Raw genomic sequence first — 18,325 nt, 5'->3', positions numbered from 1 at the left:
TGCCACAAATTATCAAAGGTTCGCTCAATTAAGAGCGAACCTTTTTTCTTTTATTAGAAAGATACACGCCAAATATGATTACGCATGCAGCAATCCCTTGATAAAAAGTGAACTTTTCACCATCCATCAAACCCCATAACAAGGCTACTATCGGAATCGTATAGGTAACCGATGTAGCAAATACAGGAGTGCTTATTTGCACTAATTTATTGAACAAAACTTTTGCCACGCCTGTTCCCACCACTGCCAACACACCAACATACATCAAACTGATCTGCACTTTTTCTTGTTGAATTACAGCACTATCGAAAAATCCTGAAAAATAAAGCACTATCAGTGAAGGGATGACTAAAATTATGAAGTTCCCATTAGCGATTGCCATGGGTGATATATTTTGCATGTAACGTTTGATAATATTGACATTAGCAGCATAACAGAAAGAAGCGCATATGACTAATAACGCATACCAGTAATTTTGATTCGGATTTACTACGGCGCCTTCCCATATCAAAGCTAAGCAACCTAAAAAACCAACTATCACTCCAATAATTTGATTTCTGTTAGATCCAATTGAGAAAACAACTATTCCCAAAACAAGAGTAACCAGAGGTGTTGTAGAATTAAGGATTGAAGCGATAGCACTGTCTATTTCGGTCTCAGCATAAGCAAACAAAAATGCCGGAATAAAAGTACCGGCAAACGCTGAAATTGCTACCCATTTCCATTCCTCTTTTTTAATAGTTTTTATACTCTTAAAACCTATTGAAAAAAGAAAAATCGCAGCAAAAAGCGTTCTTAGAGCACCCAACTGCAAAGGAGAAAGTCCAAGTAGAGATTTTTTGATTAAAATAAAAGAGCTTCCCCAAACAAGAGAAAGCACTACCAAATAAAGCCATTTTGATGAAGTATTTTGCATACCGAAAATTTTCAGTTGCAAAAGTGATTAAATTAATATCAAATTGGACATAATTACTTAAAAAAATCAATCTTTAGTTTTCCACTTGATGGACTCCATGAGATGTTGAATGTCATTTTGCAAATAGTTCGCTGCAGGGAGAATAGAATCATAATTAGGCCGGACATCAAAATATGCTGATCCCGTTATAAAATGATTCACACTATCGGTAACATAAAATTGAGCTTGCGAAGCCGCATTACCGGTAACCTCATAAAACATCCCGTAGACTTTTTGTTTATCATTTACGTAGGGTTTTTGTGCTATCCCATCTGCCTTTACAACATGCTCCTGGGTAAGGTTTTGTGCATCTCTTAGCAACGAGTCTAAATTATTTTTAATGGGATAATATGAAACATATACTTTGGCATGCAATTGGGGATACTCCAGGTTGTACCAACATTTGTTATGCTTATTAACCGGCTTTAGCTTGGCCAATTCGTTAATTTCAAAGATATAAAAACAGGGTGTATCCGCCTGAACATATATCGGTTCTGGATATTGCAGACGTAACATAGCTTTTGGCTTAGGAAATGTTTCTCCTCCGCATGACATACATAAAATTCCTACTAAAAATAAGATTGCATTATTCAGCTTCATCATTTCTCACATCATTTATTGTCAGCTTGACTTGTTTGATTCTTTTATTATCCAGTGATTCAATTATAAAATCATAATTTTCGACCGTGAGTATTTCATTTTTTTCAGGAAAATTTCCTGAAATTTCAAGTAAAAATCCAGCTATGGTTTCAGCGTCACCTTTACGGGATTCAAATACCGAGGAATCATCTAATTTCAAAACTTTATAGAAATCCTTTAAGGCTGTTCTACCCTCAAACACATAATTTTTATCATCCAATTTAGAGAACACAAGGTCCTCATCATCAAATTCGTCACTGATATCACCTACAATCTCTTCGATTATGTCTTCTAATGAAATCAAACCACTGGTTCCTCCATATTCATCCACAACTATCGCCAAATGATTTTTTTTATTTTTAAAATCATTTAGCAAGTCGTCCAACTTTTTATTTTCTGGAACAAAGTAGGGTTCTCGCAATAAGGTATTCCAATCGAATTTCTTTTCATTAATATAAGGTAACAAATCTTTCACATACAAAATACCCGTAACCTGATCGATACTTTCATTATAGATAGGAATACGTGAATACCCGTTTTTTATGATTTCAGGAATGATCTCTTCAAATTCGGCTGCTTGATTTAGTGCGAATACATCCATGCGGGGTCTCATTACCTGCTTAGTATCCGTATTCCCGAAATTCACAATACCCTCCAGAATTTTCTTTTCTTCTGAAGTGGTGTCTGTATCTGATGTAAGCTCAAGAGCCTGTGATAATTGATCAACACTCAGGTTGGATTTCTGTTTCCCCAATCGTTCATGTATTCCAATAGTTATTTGTCGCATTGGAGAACTTAAAGGTGACAATAACCAGTCCAATACTCGCAGTGGCCTGGCCATGACTCGGGAGAACTTTATTTTATTTCTGCTCGCATAGATCTTAGGTAGAATCTCACCAAATAGCAATATCATAAAGGTAACTACCACAACCTCTATCAAAAATCGTAGGTTCACATAGTCAAAAAGTAAGTAATCTATATCCTTAAGATAAACTTCGCCTAAGCTATCAAAGAGCAGTACAATAGCAATATTTATAAAGTTGTTTGCTACAAGGATCGTAGCAAGCAATTTTTTTGGTTTGCTCAGTAAGCGAAGGAGAATTTTTAAATCTTTTTCTGGAACTTTTTCCTCTTCTCTAAGATCAGATGGTGTGAGCGAAAATAGCGCTACCTCACTCCCGCTAATGAGTGCTGAAAAAACCAGCAGAATTAATAATATAAGAATATTGATCGTTTGCCACGCATCAATAAATAAGAACGGTATAAATAAGGCTTCAGGATCAGGGTCCAAAGTATTGGGGTTTAATTAAACATTTAGAACGGAAGGTCATCGTCTTCTGTTCCGATCTGAGGTTCCGTTTTTTGAGCATTGCCTGTGACAACAGAACTATTGGTAGGGTTGGGTTTTTGTTCACCAGAAACTCCCGGACTATCGGCCTTAGGGGTTAAAAAAGTAAACTCAGTACATTGTATTTCTGTACTATACCTGTCTTTTCCTTGTTCATCTTGCCATTTGCGTGTTTTTAATCTCCCTTCTATGTAAACTTTATCACCCTTTGCCAGGTATTTTTCACAGATTTCTGCAGCTTTATTGCGAACAACAATATTATGCCATTCGGTAGTATTAACACGCTCTCCGGTAGCCTTATTTACATAAGAATCATTGGTAGCTAACGGAAACCTGCCAACACAGTTACCTCCTTCAAAATAGTGCATTTTAACTTCATCTCCGGTGTGACCGATCAGCATTACCTTATTAAGTGTTCCAGACATAATTATGTTTTAGCTCCTAGGTATACTAGGTATTATTCACTAAAACTAAAAAAATATAGCTTTAGATAGTTATCAATATAACTAAGGTTCAATATTAGCAATAGTAAATGTACTAAAAAAGCGTAATACCTAAAAAAACGATTCTATAAAATTACCAATTAGAACAGGGACCGGATAATCCCGAATAGTTGTTACGGGAATCAAGGACTGATCCGCCTTTAAATTAGGTGCTTCACAGATGTCTAACACATAAAAGCTAGTATACAGATGTTGATGCGATAACTTATGAACAATAGGCGCTTCTTTATATCTGGTTAGTGAAAAAGATTTGTTTCTCACTAAATGAGAAAACGCTTCTTCTTTCTCTAATGCTTCAGGCTCCATGAGTTTGTTTGATTCTATTAAAGGAAATTCGTAAAGACCCTCCCAGATTCCGACATTTTTGCGCTGTTGTATCAAAAGTGTATTATCCGGTAATCTAACTACAAAATAATTAAAGTAGCGCTTTTTAATTGTTGCTTTCTTAAGTTTTACCGGTAATTCTGAAACCTTAGCGTGTTTTAATGCAAAGCATCTGTCAGCAAAAGGACAAATGGTACAGTCGGGGCTTTGTGGCTTGCACTGTATCGCTCCAAACTCCATCATAGCCTGATTAAAAGTGGCTGGCTGAGATACATCAATTAGCTGTGATGCCAAACTTTTAAATTCTTTTAACGCCGGGGAACTATTAATAGGAGTATCTAACCCAAATACTCTGGATAAAACTCGGTATACATTGCCATCTATCACTGGAACAACTTCATTGTAACAAATAGAAGCAATGGCACTGGCAGTATAATCACCCACACCTTTCAGTTTAAGTAATTGGTCGTAAGTTTTAGGAAATACTCCGTTAAGTTCTCTGGCAACATATTGTGCAGTATAGTGCAGATTTCTTGCCCTAGAATAATATCCAAGTCCTTGCCACAATTTGAGCACCTCTTCTTCTGTGGCAGCAGCTAACTCAAAAACAGTGGGAAACGCGGTTTTGAAAGCCAAATAATACGGTAAACCCTGACTTACTCGTGTCTGTTGTAGTATTATTTCACTCAACCAAATGCTATAAGGATCCTTTGTTTGTCTCCAGGGCATATCCCGCTGATGTTCTAAGTACCAGATTATTAGTTTTTTAGAGAATTTCATTTTAGTTTTTTACAATTTGCTAAATTAATTCTTTAAAGGCGATAATTTAATCTTAAGTATTGATTTTTTGGAATTTAAATTCTTATATTTGCCCCCTTGAAAATTTAAAAAACCCCTAAATAGGTATAATAATGACTAAAGCAGATATCGTAGCAAAAATTTCAGAGAAGCTAGGAATTGAAAAAGGTGATGTACAGGCAACTGTTGAAACATTTATGGAAGAAGTAAAAAGCTCTTTGGAAAGTGGAGATAATGTATACTTAAGAGGATTCGGAAGTTTTATTATCAAAACCAGAGCTGAAAAAACTGGTCGTAATATTTCTAAGAATACTACAATCAAAATTCCAGCACACAATATACCAGCATTCAAACCGGCAAAAGTGTTTGTCGAAGGTGTAAAAACTAATGTAGAAGTTAAGTAATTAATAATCAATAAATATTATACACTATGCCAAGTGGTAAAAAACGTAAAAGACATAAGGTTGCTACGCATAAGCGTAAGAAGAGAAGAAGAGCTAACCGACACAAGAAAAAGTAGTTTCTAACTACTTTTTCTTTTTAGCAGTTCATTGAAATCAAAATAAAGTGATTGTTTGACTACCTTACAGCCTCTTTATTTTAATGGAATTTAAGAAATTCCTGTGAAAATTTTGTTTAATCCATCTGTCTCGATACATTCGAGGTGGATAAAAATCTTATCAGAGTGAACAAAGAATTGATCATTAGATCTGGTTCATCTACAGATTTTGCCTTATTAAAAGATGGAAAACTTGTTGAATTTCACAAAGAAGAAGATGACAGCAATTTTGCAGTTGGTGATATATTTATTGCCAAAATACGAAAAGCTGTTCCTGGTTTAAACGCCGCATTTGTTAATGTGGGGTATGAGAAAGATGCATTCTTGCACTATCATGACCTAGGACCTCAAGTATCGACTTTATTGAAATTTATCAAACGTGTAAGCACAGGTAAACTAAAGGATTATTCTTTAAAAGATTTTCCTATAGACAATGATATTGATAAAAACGGTGTTATCACCGATGTTCTCAAATCAAATCAATCGCTATTAGTACAGATCGTAAAGGAACCTATTTCTACCAAAGGCCCAAGGATAAGCTCAGAGCTATCAATTGCCGGTAGATATATAGTGTTAGTTCCTTTTTCTAATCGAGTGTCAATTTCTCAGAAAATTGAATCCTCAAAAGAAAAAGAACGTCTTAAACGACTCGTAAAAAGCATTAAGCCCAAAGGTTTTGGGATTATTGTTCGTACGGTAGCCGAAGGTAAAAAAGTCGCAGAACTAGACAAAGATTTACAAAATCTGATTGAACGCTGGGAGACCATGTCCAAAAAGTTACATAGAGCTCCGCATCCTACCAAAGTACTTGGAGAAATGAATAGAGCATCCTCAATTTTGAGAGATGTATTCAATGATTCTTTTACTTCAATATGCGTGGATGATGAAGTACTCTACAATCAGATCAAAGATTATGTGCATGAAATTGCACCAAAAAAAGAATCTATCGTTAAATTACATCAATCCAATACCCCTATTTATGAAAAATACGGTATTGAAAGGCAAATAAAAACAAGCTTCGGACAAACAGTATCCATGAGCAAAGGAGCTTACTTGGTTATTGAACATACTGAAGCCATGCATGTTATTGATGTGAATAGCGGAAATCGTTCTAATAAAGCAAAAAATCAAGAAGATACAGCTCTTGAAGTAAATCTCATTAGTGCTACTGAAGTTGCAAGACAACTACGCCTAAGAGATATGGGCGGTATTATTGTAGTTGACTTTATAGACATGAACAATGCGGATAATCGCAGAACGCTTTTTAATCATCTTCGCGAAGAGATGAAAGATGATAGAGCAAAACATAAAATTTTACCACCTAGTAAATTTGGTCTTATTCAAATCACAAGACAACGTGTTAGACCAGAGATGAATATCAAAACCCGTGAGGATAATCCTAACGGAGGAAACGGCGAAATTGAGGCGCCAATAGTTTTGTTAGACAAAATTAAGGTGGATTTAGAAAGAATTATTAAAAAAGATAAGAAAAAGATAACGCTTAGTGCGCATCCTTTTATCGCTGCTTTTTTAACAAAAGGTTTTCCATCTACCCGATCAAAATGGTTTTTAGACCATAAACGATGGGTAAAGATTATACCTAGAGATGCTTACACATATTTAGAATATCATTTCCATGACAAAGATGGTAATGTGATAGGATAAAACTCAAAGCCCGATTTATTAAATTAAATCGGGCTTTTTTGTTGATACTTTTTTCTTAAGTGAAATTGAAATTTATTTTTTAAAAAGTATAGTTTTCTATCTTTGATCTATGCATTACAAACCTCAGCAATCCGTCACACTTACCGAAGCATTGCGCAAAATGGAACATTATTGTGCGTATCAAGATCGATGTCACAAAGAAGTTGAAGACAAATTGTACAGCATGAAATTAATTCCTGAGGCAAAAGAGAAAATCATTCTTCACCTTATCGAACATAATTTCCTCAATGAAGAACGTTTTGCCAAAAGTTTTGCCAGAGGCAAACATTCCATCAAAAAATGGGGGAAACAACGAATTACGCAAGAGCTAAAACAGAGAAATATCTCTGCTTTTTTAATCAAGAGCGCTCTGAATGAGATTGATATCGAAGAATATCTCAGCACTTTTCATCAGTTAGCAGAAAAGAAGAACTCCTTGATATCAGAAACAAATGTGCATAAACGCAGAAAGAAATTGATCGCTTATTTGCAATATCGTGGCTGGGAATCTAATTTGATTTTTGAAAAAGTAAAAGAACTCAACCCTTAATCCGGTTGCGTTTATTAGTTCGCTTAATAGCTTCTTCATTCTTATAATCAATCCATCGCTGTCCTTTTTTCTTGCGCATAAAATTGTCAAGATGTCGCATGATAAAAAAGTTATAAAAACCTCGTGTTAAGTGCATCCAATTAAATGGCAATGCACGAATACTCATGGAAAACCCGGGCGTCAAATAGGTCATTTGATGCCAATACCCCTCGGGCATATATAAGGTTTCACCATGCTTTAAATTAGTAACAAAACCCTTAGCATGCTTAAGAGCCGGCCAACGATCAAAATCAGGATCCGTATAATCAATCTCTTGATGTGAAATCAACGCATGCGGTACTTTATACAAATACTTAGTTTCAGAAGGAGGAAAAAGTATACACTGTTTTTCTCCATGAAAATGAAAATGCAAGATATTTGCATAATCAATATCATAATGCATAAAAACTTTTGAACCTTGTCCTCCAAAAAACAAAAAGGGAAATTTTTTTAAGAATTTTAATCCCACTTTTGGATAGGAATAGTCCTCTTGTAGTGGCGGGGTCTCTTTTAACAGGTTATATAAAAATATGCGATAGTTTGTTGGTTTCTCCTTCAACAACTCAATATAGTCTCGCATTTTCATCTGAGCATGAGGCTCATTAAACTTAAGCTCAGAACTAATCGGGCGATCATCATACAGCGGCACAGTTTTATCGCCAGCTATCTTTGCTATATACGCTAAGTTCCATTTTTTGTAAGCAGGCCAGTCCTCAATCAATTTTTCGATGACAACCGGCTGCTGTTTTGAAACATAGGTAGCCATAAAATCAGTTTTGCTGATCTTAGCAACCCTTGGTATCTGTTTTAAATCTAAGCCCACCGACTTACCTTGTTTTTATCCAAAAGAAAATTATTCAATCCTATTTGTCAAGTACAACATCTTTACCTTTTTCCTTGGCTAATTCATTACGCTCAATTTTATGTCCAGGTCTAGACCATTTAGGTTTTTCTCCCTTTGCCTGAAAAACTGAATCCTCAGCTTCAACAGTTTCTGGCTGCGATTTTTTTACAAATGGTTGTTGCGGATTTAAGCCTAACATCTTGAACATCTCCATATCCTCACTAACATCAGGATTTGGCGTCGTTAGTAATTTATCTCCTGCAAAAATTGAATTTGCTCCTGCAAAAAAGCACATAGCTTGCCCTTCTCTACTCATATCCGTTCTACCTGCTGATAAGCGTACTTGCGTTCTAGGCATTACAATTCGAGTAGTTGCTACCATTCGAATCATATCCCATATAGAAACAGGTTTTTGCTCCTCCAGTGGTGTACCTTCTACTGCAACTAATGCATTGATAGGAACTGATTCCGGCTGAGGATTCAATTTGGTTAACGCTACCAGCATTCCCGCACGATCTTTTGTTTCTTCACCCATACCAATAATACCACCACTACAAACGGTTACGTTTGTCTTACGTACATTATCGATGGTTTGTAACCGATCTTCAAATCCTCGCGTAGAGATTACCTCTTTATAATATTCTTCCGAAGTATCAAGGTTATGATTATAAGCATACAATCCGGCTTCTGCTAGACGTTGCGCCTGATTTTCGGTAAGCATTCCTAAGGTACAACAAACCTCCATGTCGAGTTTATTAATAGTTCGCACCATTTCTAACACATTTTCGAATTCTGGTCCGTCTTTCACATTTCGCCATGCAGCACCCATGCAAACTCTGGAGCTTCCAGACGATTTTGCACGCAAAGCTTGCGCTTTAACTTGCTGTACACTCATTAAGTCATTACCTTCAAGATCCGTGTGGTATCTTGCCGCTTGCGGGCAATACCCACAGTCTTCAGGACAGCCTCCCGTTTTTATAGATAACAATGTGGATACCTGAACCGTATTTGGGTCGTGATGCAACCGGTGTACAGTTGCTGCTTCGTAAAGCAACTCCATTAAGGGCTTATTGTAAATATCAAGTATTTCTTGTGATGTCCAATCGTGTCTTGTATCGCTCATAAATCAACAGTATGTGAATTTTCAAAAATAGTAAAATCCCTTGGTACTTTATCAAATTTAATTAAAGATCCATAGTTGTTTCTTGGGAATTACTGGATATAGCTTTAAATTATTTATCTTTTTCTTTAATTTCGAGAAATTCATCAAACAACTTGAAAAATTTCTCTGGCTCCTCTAAATAAGGATTGTGTCCACTGTTCTCAAACATTACAAATTCTGCCTGTGGCATATAATGCTTATACTGCATGGCAAACTCTGGTGTAGAAACCCCATCGTAACGTCCCGCTACGACCAAGGTAGGTGTTTTAATCTGCGACAATTGTTTTCTAAAATCAATAGCTCCCATACTTCCGGTTACGTGAAAATCGGCATCATCACCAACTATCCCATAATACACCTCAGCGTTCCACGAGCGCTTTACTTTCTTCGGCATAGGTTGTTTTAATTTAGTATTGTGATAGTACACATACTTTACCGGAAGACTTCCATAAACATTAGAAAAAATACTATCTTTAGAAATAAACCCTTTTTTGCGTAAAGAATCTATAGTTTTCCATTTTTGGGGAAAATGTGTCTTTGCATATTGGTTATAACTGTCGCAGTTGGCTTGCCACATTAAACCACTGTGAAAACCACTAATCAAGATCATTTTTGAAACCTTTTTTGGGTATTTAATGGCATAGGCCTGAGCGACAACAGTTCCATAGGAATGGCCTACAACTGACCATTGCTCAAGATCCAATACTTTGCGTATTTCTTCAAGTATTTCAACATCATTAGCTACAGAGTACTCCTTCATATCTTTTGCATCATCAGACAAACCTCTGCCTAATCCATCAAAAAAAACTACTTGATTACTTTTATAATAGGATCCAAAATTTCCTTGTAAATAATCGTGTGAATCCCCGGGACCACCGGCTATAAAAACAATAGGATCTCCACTTCCTCTTGTTTCAATATTTATATTGTACCCATCAATGGTAAACAATTGCGGTTCAAAATCATCATGGATTTTTTGTTGCGCATGCATCCCAAAAACTAACCCTACTAAGCCCCAAATTATCTGTTTTGTGTTTTTCATTTTAATTCATTAGTATTTCTAACGTTGCTCAATAACAACCGAAACAGCATTTCCACCAAAACCTACAGCGTTCACGAGTATCTTTCGTAAATTTTGCGGTGCCCCATCCGAGGTCACAAATGGAATATTAATAAACTTCTGATTTGCAAGCATCAATATAGCAAATTCTAAACTTAAAATTCCGCTAGCGCCAAAGGTATGTCCGATTTTCCACTTATTCGTAGTTAAAGCAGGCATTTGACTTCCAAAAACTTTCTTTATCGCATTATACTCAGATTGATCTCCTTTAATGGTTCCCGGAGCGTGCATTATAACGACATCTATATCTGAAGCATCCACGCCCTGAAGTGCCATTTTCATTGATTTTTGAAAACAATCAGCTTCAGTTGAAATGGATATGTTATGTTGTAATGGTTCTGTTGCATAACCGATTCCTGTGACCAAAGCTATCGCATTATTCTGTACGCCCTTCTCCATACAAATCACTCCTGCACCCTCTCCCAAAAACATCGAATTTCGCTTTTTATTTAGGTTCATAGCTTGACAAGGGTAGTCCGCATTCGTATCTGCGGCATATATTTTTAAGGCCTTCATTTGTTCAATAGTAAATGCCGTCAACGGCGCTTCGCTTCCTCCTACCAAAAACTTATCAGTCAGGCCTGATTGAATCCAGGCTACTCCATTGAGCAAGGCGTGTAAAGCTGTAGAACAGGTGATCGAATGACTAATTTCTGGACCTTGACTTTGTAAATCATGTGCAATCCAGGACGAAATATTACCCAATGTAGTAGTTGGCGAACTTAATGTTGAAGATTTTCCCTTGGCTAAAAATTCTTCATGATACTTTTCAAAAAGCGAGGTGGCTCCACGCGAAGAGCCTACATTGATTCCAAAATGCGAATTTTTATCCCAACCTGCCATTTTAAAAGCATTGCGTGCTGCCAACAGTCCGTAAAGAACCGAGTTGTCCAACGCTTGATAATTCGCCGTACTGTTGCGTAAGGTTGCTATCTGATCTGCCGCATGACGAGGTAGTTCTGCAACTATAGCAGCAGTACTCCCATATTTTCTCGAAGTAATTTTATGTTGGTCCTTAGTGTACGCCTCCCATATTTCATTTTGGTTCATACCCAAAGGCGATACAGATGCCATACCGGTTATAGAGATAGGTTCGATCAATTTTTCTATTTTTGAACAAATGTACTGGATTGGAATGTTCTGTTCAAAGGCTATACAGTATTTTATCCATTCTTAACGTTTGTTAAGAACAATAACCAGAAACACATATACTATTTTGATAAGATTATGGAGCACACTAGAGAGCACAAAAGTTGGTTTGGCAGAAATTGGGGATGGGTAGTTCCTCTTGGCGGATGCCTGACTATTATCTTATTAGTAATTCTTTTTTTGGGCTCTTTAGTTTTCGGAGTTAGTAAAATGGTGACTTCTTCTGACCCCTATGAATCAGGCTTAGAACGAGTTCGACAAGATCAATACATTGTCGGAATTCTGGGAGAACCTATAGAAACAGATGGCATCATGCAAGGTTCATTATCCTTCGAAAATGATAAAGGCACTGCTGATATCAGCATACCTATTAAAGGACCTAAAGGAAAAGCCCGACTCTATGTAGTTGGCACGAAACAGAAGGATCACTGGAACTATTCTGAAATCTACGTAATTATCGATGACACAAATGAGCAGATTGATTTGCTCGGTTTTGAACAACAAAACTCAATTTTTTAAAGTTTGTCTAACAACTTCAAAATACTTCCATACACTTTGTTCAGTTGTTCATCAGTAGTAACATAAGGTGGCAAGACGTAGATCGTATTGCCAAGTGGTCTTAGCGCTACACCCTGATCCATAAAATGGTTAAAAATTTCATAGCGTTGCTTGCCATAGCGATCCATTTCAATTTCTAAATCTAAGGCATAGATCACTCCCATTTGTCGCGTCGACCGAACTCTGGGGTGTTCCTTTATTTTTTGATCAAATTCTCGATGCTTGGCGGCAATACGCTCAATACCTTGTCGAATTTCGTCAGATTGTAATAAGGTGATTCCTGCTAATGCTACTGAGCATGCTATTGGATTTGCAGAATACGTATGTGCATGAAAAAAAGCTTTCCCGATGCTATTATCCAAAAAAGCATCATAGATCGCTTGCGTACAACTCGTAACAGCCATCGGTACAAAACCTGCCGTTAGTGCTTTTGATAAGGAAATAAGATCCGGCTGCACCTGCATATATTCTGAAGCAAAATGCTTTCCGGTTTTACCAAATCCAGTCATTACTTCATCTGCAATTAGTAATACTCCATGTTCTTTGCAAACTCTTAACAACTGATCCAAATGTTCTGCTTCAAACATTGTCATAGCATTAGCCCCCTGAACTAAGGGTTCGTAAATAAAGGCTGCCACCTCATTTTCTGATATGATAGTTTTTAAAGACACTAAAACTTCAGAGATATTTTTATCGGTAGGTACTGCCACCCGTTTAACGTCGATAAAAAAATCTTCAAAAGGACCATTGTATACAGAGAGCCCAGAAGCTGACATGGCTCCAAAGGTATCTCCATGAAACCCATCTTCGAAGGCAATAATCGTATTGCGTTTTTCTCCCCGATTAAAAAAATATTGCAAGGCCATTTTAATAGCAACCTCATTGGCTGTGGATCCATTGTCAGAAAAGAAAATTTTCTGCTGATTATCCGGTAAAATATCAATTAAAGCTTCAGAAAGTTCGATCGCCGGAGCATGTGTGAAGCCCGCAAATACGATTTGATCCAATGTTTCCATTTGTTGCTTCACCTTCTCCAAAATATAGGGATTACAATGTCCATACATTGCAGTGTACCAAGATGAAATTCCGTCGATATAAGACTTCCCTGCATCATCATATAGCAAGGCTCCTTTAGCCTTGACAATAGGCAATGCCTCAGGATGTATTTGATGTTGCGTTAATGGATGCCATACATGCTTTTTATCTCTTTCTTGAAGTGTACTCATAATAGTCAATTTAAACCTCCTACAGTTTTATAGTGCTTGTAATTCATTTCTAAAAAGCTCAGCATATTCTGCTATCACACGCTGGTCGAAATAAGGTTCTTCATTGATTCTTCCGACCACTTTCACCTTACTCATCTTCTGAATGATCGCTTCTGTAGTAGGGTGTGCCGCTCCACTGTAAATTAAAGCAATATTAAATCCAAGTTGTTCCAGAAGTTTTAAGGTCATAAGGGTATGATTGATACTCCCCAGATAGTGTCTAGATACGACAATAACTGTATACTCTTTAGGTATGAGATCTAAAATGGTTTCTGTATCGTTAAGTGGAACGAGTAATCCTCCAGCTCCTTCCACCACTAGGGCGTTATCCGTTTTTGGAAAAATAATATTTGCACTATCAATTGTAATCCCTTCCTTTTCTGCAGCTGCATGCGGACTCATAGGTGTTTGAAGCGCATAACTATTAGAGTGAAATGTCGATTTTTTGTTAGCAACTAATGCTCTTACCTTATCAGCATCGCCATAGTCCAAATCTCCTGCTTGTATAGGTTTGAAATAATCTGCCTCAAGTGCTTCAACCACAATGGCCGAAGTAATAGTCTTTCCTACTTCGGTACCAATTCCGGTAATAAAAATTCGTTTAGGTGTATTACTCTCTTTAGTTGTCATGATCTTGCGTTGCGTATTCTCGGACAAAAGTAGCTAACAAGTTTAAAACATTCGTGATTTCATCTTTAGAATTATAAGAATGTATGCAAAAACGCAAGCGTTCTGAACCTGCCGGAACCGTGGGGGACAGAATCGCCCGCACATCATATCCTTGACTTTGTATTTTTTTTGCAATGGCCTTCACTTTTTCATTTCCTTGTAGCAAACAGCATTGAATCGCTGAATCGCTGTCAATAAACAAGTGTTGAACACCTTCTACTTGAAGTTGCTTCTTAAAAAACTGAATATTCTTTTTTAAAAGCTGTTGTTCATTGCCTTGTTTCAAAAAGTGATAAACCGTAGCGATAGTTGCTATCGAATGTGGCGGCAGTCCCGTAGTATAAATAAAGCTTCGTGAAAAATTAATCAAAAAAGTTCTAAGCTGTGCACTCCCTAATACTATAGCGCCATGGGCTCCTATGGCTTTACCAAATGTTGTAATTCGTGCAAACACTTTGTCTTGCAGTCCGAATTCTTGCACCAATCCTGCGCCGTAGTTCCCAAAAACCCCAACAGCATGCGCCTCATCAATAATTGGATATACTTGATACTTGGAACACAAAGCAACGAATTCTTTTAAATCAGGTGTATCACCATCCATAGAAAATACCGATTCGGTTACTACATAAATCGCAGCTGCCTCTGGTTTTGATTGTTTAGCTGCAATGATCTTTTGCTCTAAACTATTCAAATCGTTATGTGCATATTTATAAGCTTTGGCCAAGCTCATCTGCATACCATCTCGTATAGAAGCATGTATCAACTCGTCATATATAATTACATCACCACGCTGAGGAACTGATGAGAAGAAACCAATATTAGCATCATATCCAGAATTATAAAGCAAGGCCGAGTCTGCTTCATGATACTTTGCAAGATTATCTTCTAGAGTCTCAGTTTGCAGCGAAGAGCCGGTTATTAACCTCGAACCTGTAGCGCCATTAATCTTTCCATCTTGTGCTTGTAACTCAAGAGTTACTTGATCGTGTATGGCTTTTGATTTAGCATAGCCTAAATAATCATTTGAAGAAAAATCCACTTTGCCTTCTGAGACAGTAAGTGTACGAAGTGTATTTTCTGCCTTTCTTTTATTAAGTTTTATCGATAAGCGATCCGGAAACTTCATTATACCTAGCGTATGTTTTATAATCGATTAATAAATTCGAAAGCGATCAATTGATATAAAACAAAATTAATGAAATCCTTTTGAGCACGTTTACATATTTTAATGGAACTCATCTTGATTTTTATGTTTAACCGAAAATGAGTTGAAATTTGACTAGATGAGACACTTTGTGAAAGCTATAGCAGCGCTATGGATAAGAAAATTTACGAAATATGGGGGAATTTCAGTAATTTTTTAGGAAATAGAAAAAGTCAAGATGAGTTCAATAATACCTATATTTGAGAATACATCCTTATCTCAATTCGAAAAAATAAAAATACTTGCGCATTTTACAGTTTTCTTTAGCCTTACTTCACTCTTTTCACAACATACAGCATACACCATTTCGTTTGAAAATGCGGTACATCATGAAGCAACCATAGAAGCTGTCTTTACGAATATTAGCCAGGATACACTTGCCGTTAGAATGAGCAGAACATCACCGGGCCGCTACGCCTTGCACGAATTTGCTAAGAATGTATATGACGTGAAGGTAGAGAACGGCTCTGGTGAAAAGTTACATTATACGAGACCGAATCCACATCAGTGGAATATCACGAATCACGATGGTACGGTAAAAATATCATACACTTTGTTTGCGGATCGTGCTGACGGAACCTATTCTCAAATTGACGAGAGCCACGCACACTTAAATATCCCTGCTACATTTTTATACGCCCCAAGCTATAAAGACACCCCTAGTCAATTACAGGTAAAAGTTAGAAAAGATTTAGAATGGAAAGTTGCTACACAACTTAAAAAAGTGAACGATTCAACGTTTACAGCACCAAATTTGCAATATTTCATGGACAGTCCCATAGAAATAAGTAATTATATGCTAAGAGCGTTTAAAGTACCGGCTGAAGGTAAAGAATATACTATTAAACTCGCATTACATCAAAATGGCACACAAGAAGAAGCAGACACCTATTTTGAAAAAATAAAAAAAATTGTTCCTGAGCAAAAAGAAGTATTTGGGAGTTATCCAGATTTCGATTACAACGAATACACATTTTTAGCCTGTTATATTCCGCAAGCATCAGGAGATGGCATGGAACATCGCAATTCGACGATCCTTACCAACAGTAGAAGTTTAGCTGATGGCGGTATGGAAAAAAATATTGGTACCGTCTCTCACGAATTTTTTCATGCATGGAATGTTGAACGTATTCGCCCCAAATCTTTGGAACCTTTTGATTTTGAAGAAGCCAATATGTCTGGTGAACTTTGGTTTGCTGAAGGTTTTACCAGTTATTATACCAACTTGATTCTATGTAGAGCCGGCTTGATAAGTACTAAAGATTATGTAGAAGGGCTTAGTAGGTCCTACAACTATGTCTGGAATTCACCGGGTCGTGACTTTTTTAGCCCAATTGAGATGAGTTTTCAAGCCCCCTTCGTAGATGCAGCAAAATCGGTAGATCCTGTTAATCGTGGAAATACTTTTATCTCCTATTATTCGTATGGTAGTATGTTGGGACTGGCACTGGATCTTTCTTTAAGAACTATGGATCAGGCACTCAACTTGGACGATTATATGAAACTGGTCTGGAACAGTTACGGTAAATCTCAAACACCTTATACAGCTGAAAATCTGAAGGATGCTCTAACCTCCTATGCAGGAAAAGCATTTGCAAGCCGCTTTTTTAATGATTTTATTTACGACTCTAAGAGACCGGATTATAAAACATTGATTGAAAAAGTCGGGATCAAATTAGTAAACGAAGACTTACCATATAGTGGTTTAACAGTAAAATTTAACAAGGAGCAGGCTAAATTATCAGACTACGTAATCAAAAATAGTCCGGCGTATCGAGCGGGGCTGGAAAAAGGGGATGTGATACGTGCTATCGACAATGATACGATCAGAAATAAAAAAGAGTTGGACAATATTCTTACTGCGTATAAGACAGGCGATTCTATACGTATCAATTACGAACGATTAGGTAAAAAGAAGCAAACGACACTCCACTTGGAACAAAATCCTGTGACAACGATCATTTTGGATGAGCAGGCAAATAAAGAAGCACTTAAAAAACGAAACGATTGGTTAAAAAATGAATAGCAAGGCTTTTGAAATAAAGTATGCACTTTCAGAGACCGACACAGAATTACGGGAAATTCTTAGATTACAAAATCAGAATTTGGCCAAAAATATTTCTACAGAAGAGATTAGAAAAGAAGGTTTTGTTACGGTTCATCATACTTTCGAAGTGCTTAAGAAAATGAATTTGATAGAATCTCATGTTCTTGCAAAACATCGTGGCAGGGTAGTGGGTTACGCACTATCCATGTCTACAGAACTTAAAAACGAAATCGAGGAGCTTAAACCCATGTTTACACTTATTGATCGAGCAATCAAAAATGACCGCACCTACCTGGTTATGGGTCAGGTCTGTATTGACAAAGCGTATCGCAAGCAAGGGATATTTAAAGGCTTATATTGCAAAATGCAGGAATGCTATCGGAAAAAATATGAGGTACTAATTACTGAGATTTCATCTAATAATAAACGTTCCCTTAACGCACATCATGCTGTAGGATTTGAAACATTATTAAGTCATAAAGTGTCAAATACAACATGGGAAATCGTTGAATGGAAATGGTAATTATCTAAACCAAAAAAGGTCTCAAACAAATTGTTTGAGACCTTTTCCAAAATTATAAGATACTAAAGCTAATTAATCAGCTAATACTATCACTTTATTGTCGTTCATTTCCACAGTACCCGAAGTAATAGCTAGTACAGTAGCTCCATTAGGATCTTTTGAAAACTTAGAAGCTACTTCATCTTCTAAAGCAATATTGCCATATATTTTCACTTTTCCCTTGCCTAATAGCGAAACTATGGGTGCATGATTATTTAACATTTGAAACTCACCTTCGACACCTGGCACTGCAACCGAAGTTACTTCACCACTAAATAATACAGCCTCTGGAGTTACTATTTCTAAATACATATGTTCAATTATGA

19 protein-coding genes are annotated in these 18,325 nt (G+C 36.7%); 6 read left to right on the top strand and 13 right to left on the bottom strand.

Features of this window, described 5'->3' with window-relative positions; translation table 11 throughout:
• Positions 1-28: 28 nt before the first annotated feature.
• From ACJRPK_RS03095 to mutY, 5 genes are all read right to left on the bottom strand, one after another.
• Positions 29-916 carry a DMT family transporter gene (locus tag ACJRPK_RS03095; protein ID WP_407138384.1) on the bottom strand — a complete coding sequence of 296 codons (888 nt, stop codon included), beginning with the start codon at positions 914-916 and terminating at the stop codon, positions 29-31.
• Between the two features lie 66 nt (positions 917-982).
• The gene (gene gldD / locus ACJRPK_RS03090; protein ID WP_317130838.1) at positions 983-1,558 is read right to left on the bottom strand and encodes a gliding motility lipoprotein GldD; all 576 of its coding nucleotides are present in this window, start codon (positions 1,556-1,558) and stop codon (positions 983-985) included.
• Positions 1,542-2,885, bottom strand: coding sequence for a gliding motility-associated protein GldE (locus ACJRPK_RS03085; protein ID WP_407138383.1), 1,344 nt, complete (start codon positions 2,883-2,885; stop codon positions 1,542-1,544). The genes gldD and ACJRPK_RS03085 overlap by 17 nt, the downstream gene beginning before the upstream one ends.
• A gap of 23 nt (positions 2,886-2,908) precedes the next feature.
• The gene (locus tag ACJRPK_RS03080; RefSeq protein WP_407138382.1) at positions 2,909-3,367 is read right to left on the bottom strand and encodes a single-stranded DNA-binding protein; all 459 of its coding nucleotides are present in this window, start codon (positions 3,365-3,367) and stop codon (positions 2,909-2,911) included.
• 129 nt (positions 3,368-3,496) lie between these two features.
• The gene (gene mutY / locus ACJRPK_RS03075) at positions 3,497-4,549 is read right to left on the bottom strand and encodes an A/G-specific adenine glycosylase (RefSeq protein ID WP_407138381.1); all 1,053 of its coding nucleotides are present in this window, start codon (positions 4,547-4,549) and stop codon (positions 3,497-3,499) included.
• Positions 4,550-4,680: 131 nt separating this feature from the next.
• Between mutY and ACJRPK_RS03070 the strand changes: the two genes are divergently transcribed.
• The 3 genes from ACJRPK_RS03070 (at position 4,681) to ACJRPK_RS03060 (ending at position 7,380) form a co-directional block, all read left to right on the top strand.
• The gene (locus ACJRPK_RS03070; RefSeq protein WP_024768281.1) at positions 4,681-4,971 is read left to right on the top strand and encodes an HU family DNA-binding protein; all 291 of its coding nucleotides are present in this window, start codon (positions 4,681-4,683) and stop codon (positions 4,969-4,971) included.
• A gap of 281 nt (positions 4,972-5,252) precedes the next feature.
• A complete protein-coding gene (locus tag ACJRPK_RS03065) occupies positions 5,253-6,791 on the top strand; it encodes a ribonuclease E/G (protein WP_148781129.1) in 1,539 nt (512 codons plus the stop codon).
• Positions 6,792-6,900: 109 nt separating this feature from the next.
• Positions 6,901-7,380 carry a regulatory protein RecX gene (locus ACJRPK_RS03060; RefSeq protein WP_148781128.1) on the top strand — a complete coding sequence of 160 codons (480 nt, stop codon included), beginning with the start codon at positions 6,901-6,903 and terminating at the stop codon, positions 7,378-7,380.
• Here ACJRPK_RS03060 and ACJRPK_RS03055 read toward each other — a convergent pair.
• The 4 genes from ACJRPK_RS03055 to ACJRPK_RS03040 all read right to left on the bottom strand — a co-directional run bounded on the left by ACJRPK_RS03055 (position 7,370) and on the right by ACJRPK_RS03040 (position 11,646).
• On the bottom strand, positions 7,370-8,185 hold the full coding sequence (locus ACJRPK_RS03055) for a cupin-like domain-containing protein (RefSeq protein ID WP_407138380.1): 816 nt from the start codon (positions 8,183-8,185) through the stop codon (positions 7,370-7,372). The genes ACJRPK_RS03060 and ACJRPK_RS03055 overlap by 11 nt on opposite strands.
• 97 nt (positions 8,186-8,282) lie before the next feature.
• Positions 8,283-9,386 (bottom strand): biotin synthase BioB, encoded by a 1,104-nt coding sequence (gene bioB, locus ACJRPK_RS03050; RefSeq protein WP_148781126.1) that lies wholly within the window; start codon positions 9,384-9,386, stop codon positions 8,283-8,285.
• A 109-nt stretch (positions 9,387-9,495) separates the two neighbouring features.
• Positions 9,496-10,467 carry an alpha/beta fold hydrolase gene (locus tag ACJRPK_RS03045; protein ID WP_407138379.1) on the bottom strand — a complete coding sequence of 324 codons (972 nt, stop codon included), beginning with the start codon at positions 10,465-10,467 and terminating at the stop codon, positions 9,496-9,498.
• A gap of 18 nt (positions 10,468-10,485) precedes the next feature.
• A complete protein-coding gene (locus ACJRPK_RS03040; RefSeq protein ID WP_407138378.1) occupies positions 10,486-11,646 on the bottom strand; it encodes a beta-ketoacyl synthase N-terminal-like domain-containing protein in 1,161 nt (386 codons plus the stop codon).
• A gap of 126 nt (positions 11,647-11,772) precedes the next feature.
• Between ACJRPK_RS03040 and ACJRPK_RS03035 the strand changes: the two genes are divergently transcribed.
• Positions 11,773-12,213 (top strand): cytochrome c oxidase assembly factor Coa1 family protein, encoded by a 441-nt coding sequence (locus ACJRPK_RS03035; protein WP_407138377.1) that lies wholly within the window; start codon positions 11,773-11,775, stop codon positions 12,211-12,213.
• Here the strand turns inward: ACJRPK_RS03035 and bioA are convergent.
• Genes bioA through ACJRPK_RS03020 form a run of 3 tightly spaced genes read right to left on the bottom strand, consistent with a single transcriptional unit; the run spans position 12,210 to position 15,312 of the window.
• Entirely contained in the window at positions 12,210-13,478 is a 1,269-nt protein-coding gene (bioA, locus tag ACJRPK_RS03030; RefSeq protein WP_407138376.1) for an adenosylmethionine--8-amino-7-oxononanoate transaminase, read from the bottom strand. The genes ACJRPK_RS03035 and bioA overlap by 4 nt on opposite strands.
• Before the next feature lie 27 nt (positions 13,479-13,505).
• Complete coding sequence (bioD, locus tag ACJRPK_RS03025) at positions 13,506-14,147, bottom strand: dethiobiotin synthase (RefSeq protein WP_407138375.1); 642 nt, start codon at positions 14,145-14,147, stop codon at positions 13,506-13,508.
• Complete coding sequence (locus tag ACJRPK_RS03020; RefSeq protein ID WP_407138374.1) at positions 14,137-15,312, bottom strand: aminotransferase class I/II-fold pyridoxal phosphate-dependent enzyme; 1,176 nt, start codon at positions 15,310-15,312, stop codon at positions 14,137-14,139. Before ACJRPK_RS03020 ends, bioD begins: the two co-directional genes overlap by 11 nt.
• Before the next feature lie 256 nt (positions 15,313-15,568).
• Here ACJRPK_RS03020 and ACJRPK_RS03015 point away from each other — a divergent pair, with 256 nt between their 5' ends.
• Positions 15,569-17,416 carry a M61 family metallopeptidase gene (locus tag ACJRPK_RS03015; protein WP_407138373.1) on the top strand — a complete coding sequence of 616 codons (1,848 nt, stop codon included), beginning with the start codon at positions 15,569-15,571 and terminating at the stop codon, positions 17,414-17,416.
• Complete coding sequence (locus tag ACJRPK_RS03010) at positions 17,409-17,960, top strand: GNAT family N-acetyltransferase (RefSeq protein WP_407138372.1); 552 nt, start codon at positions 17,409-17,411, stop codon at positions 17,958-17,960. The genes ACJRPK_RS03015 and ACJRPK_RS03010 overlap by 8 nt, the downstream gene beginning before the upstream one ends.
• A 72-nt stretch (positions 17,961-18,032) precedes the next feature.
• On the opposite strand, the gene ACJRPK_RS03005 is transcribed toward ACJRPK_RS03010, so the two are convergent.
• Positions 18,033-18,311 carry a F0F1 ATP synthase subunit epsilon gene (locus tag ACJRPK_RS03005; protein ID WP_148781118.1) on the bottom strand — a complete coding sequence of 93 codons (279 nt, stop codon included), beginning with the start codon at positions 18,309-18,311 and terminating at the stop codon, positions 18,033-18,035.
• Positions 18,312-18,325 lie beyond the last annotated feature (14 nt).

It is taken from the genome of Aquimarina sp. 2-A2 (assembly GCF_045505135.1).
GTDB classification, from domain to species: Bacteria; Bacteroidota; Bacteroidia; order Flavobacteriales; family Flavobacteriaceae; genus Aquimarina; species Aquimarina intermedia.
The sequence above is the reverse complement of the archived record's forward strand: the minus strand, read 5'-3'. Positions and strand labels throughout refer to the sequence as shown.

What these genes read in the sequence shown, in the direction of transcription:
- ACJRPK_RS03095 (WP_407138384.1), bottom strand. Translation starts at nt 916, where the DNA reads ATGCAAAATACTTCATCAAAATGGCTTTATTTGGTAGTGCTTTCTCTT.
- gldD (WP_317130838.1), bottom strand. Translation starts at nt 1,558, where the DNA reads ATGATGAAGCTGAATAATGCAATCTTATTTTTAGTAGGAATTTTATGT.
- ACJRPK_RS03080 (WP_407138382.1), bottom strand. Translation starts at nt 3,367, where the DNA reads ATGTCTGGAACACTTAATAAGGTAATGCTGATCGGTCACACCGGAGAT.
- mutY (WP_407138381.1), bottom strand. Translation starts at nt 4,549, where the DNA reads ATGAAATTCTCTAAAAAACTAATAATCTGGTACTTAGAACATCAGCGG.
- ACJRPK_RS03070 (WP_024768281.1), top strand. Translation starts at nt 4,681, where the DNA reads ATGACTAAAGCAGATATCGTAGCAAAAATTTCAGAGAAGCTAGGAATT.
- ACJRPK_RS03060 (WP_148781128.1), top strand. Translation starts at nt 6,901, where the DNA reads ATGCATTACAAACCTCAGCAATCCGTCACACTTACCGAAGCATTGCGC.
- ACJRPK_RS03055 (WP_407138380.1), bottom strand. Translation starts at nt 8,185, where the DNA reads ATGGCTACCTATGTTTCAAAACAGCAGCCGGTTGTCATCGAAAAATTG.
- bioB (WP_148781126.1), bottom strand. Translation starts at nt 9,386, where the DNA reads ATGAGCGATACAAGACACGATTGGACATCACAAGAAATACTTGATATT.
- ACJRPK_RS03045 (WP_407138379.1), bottom strand. Translation starts at nt 10,467, where the DNA reads ATGAAAAACACAAAACAGATAATTTGGGGCTTAGTAGGGTTAGTTTTT.
- ACJRPK_RS03035 (WP_407138377.1), top strand. Translation starts at nt 11,773, where the DNA reads ATGGAGCACACTAGAGAGCACAAAAGTTGGTTTGGCAGAAATTGGGGA.
- bioA (WP_407138376.1), bottom strand. Translation starts at nt 13,478, where the DNA reads ATGAGTACACTTCAAGAAAGAGATAAAAAGCATGTATGGCATCCATTA.
- bioD (WP_407138375.1), bottom strand. Translation starts at nt 14,147, where the DNA reads ATGACAACTAAAGAGAGTAATACACCTAAACGAATTTTTATTACCGGA.
- ACJRPK_RS03020 (WP_407138374.1), bottom strand. Translation starts at nt 15,312, where the DNA reads ATGAAGTTTCCGGATCGCTTATCGATAAAACTTAATAAAAGAAAGGCA.
- ACJRPK_RS03015 (WP_407138373.1), top strand. Translation starts at nt 15,569, where the DNA reads ATGAGTTCAATAATACCTATATTTGAGAATACATCCTTATCTCAATTC.
- ACJRPK_RS03010 (WP_407138372.1), top strand. Translation starts at nt 17,409, where the DNA reads ATGAATAGCAAGGCTTTTGAAATAAAGTATGCACTTTCAGAGACCGAC.
- ACJRPK_RS03005 (WP_148781118.1), bottom strand. Translation starts at nt 18,311, where the DNA reads ATGTATTTAGAAATAGTAACTCCAGAGGCTGTATTATTTAGTGGTGAA.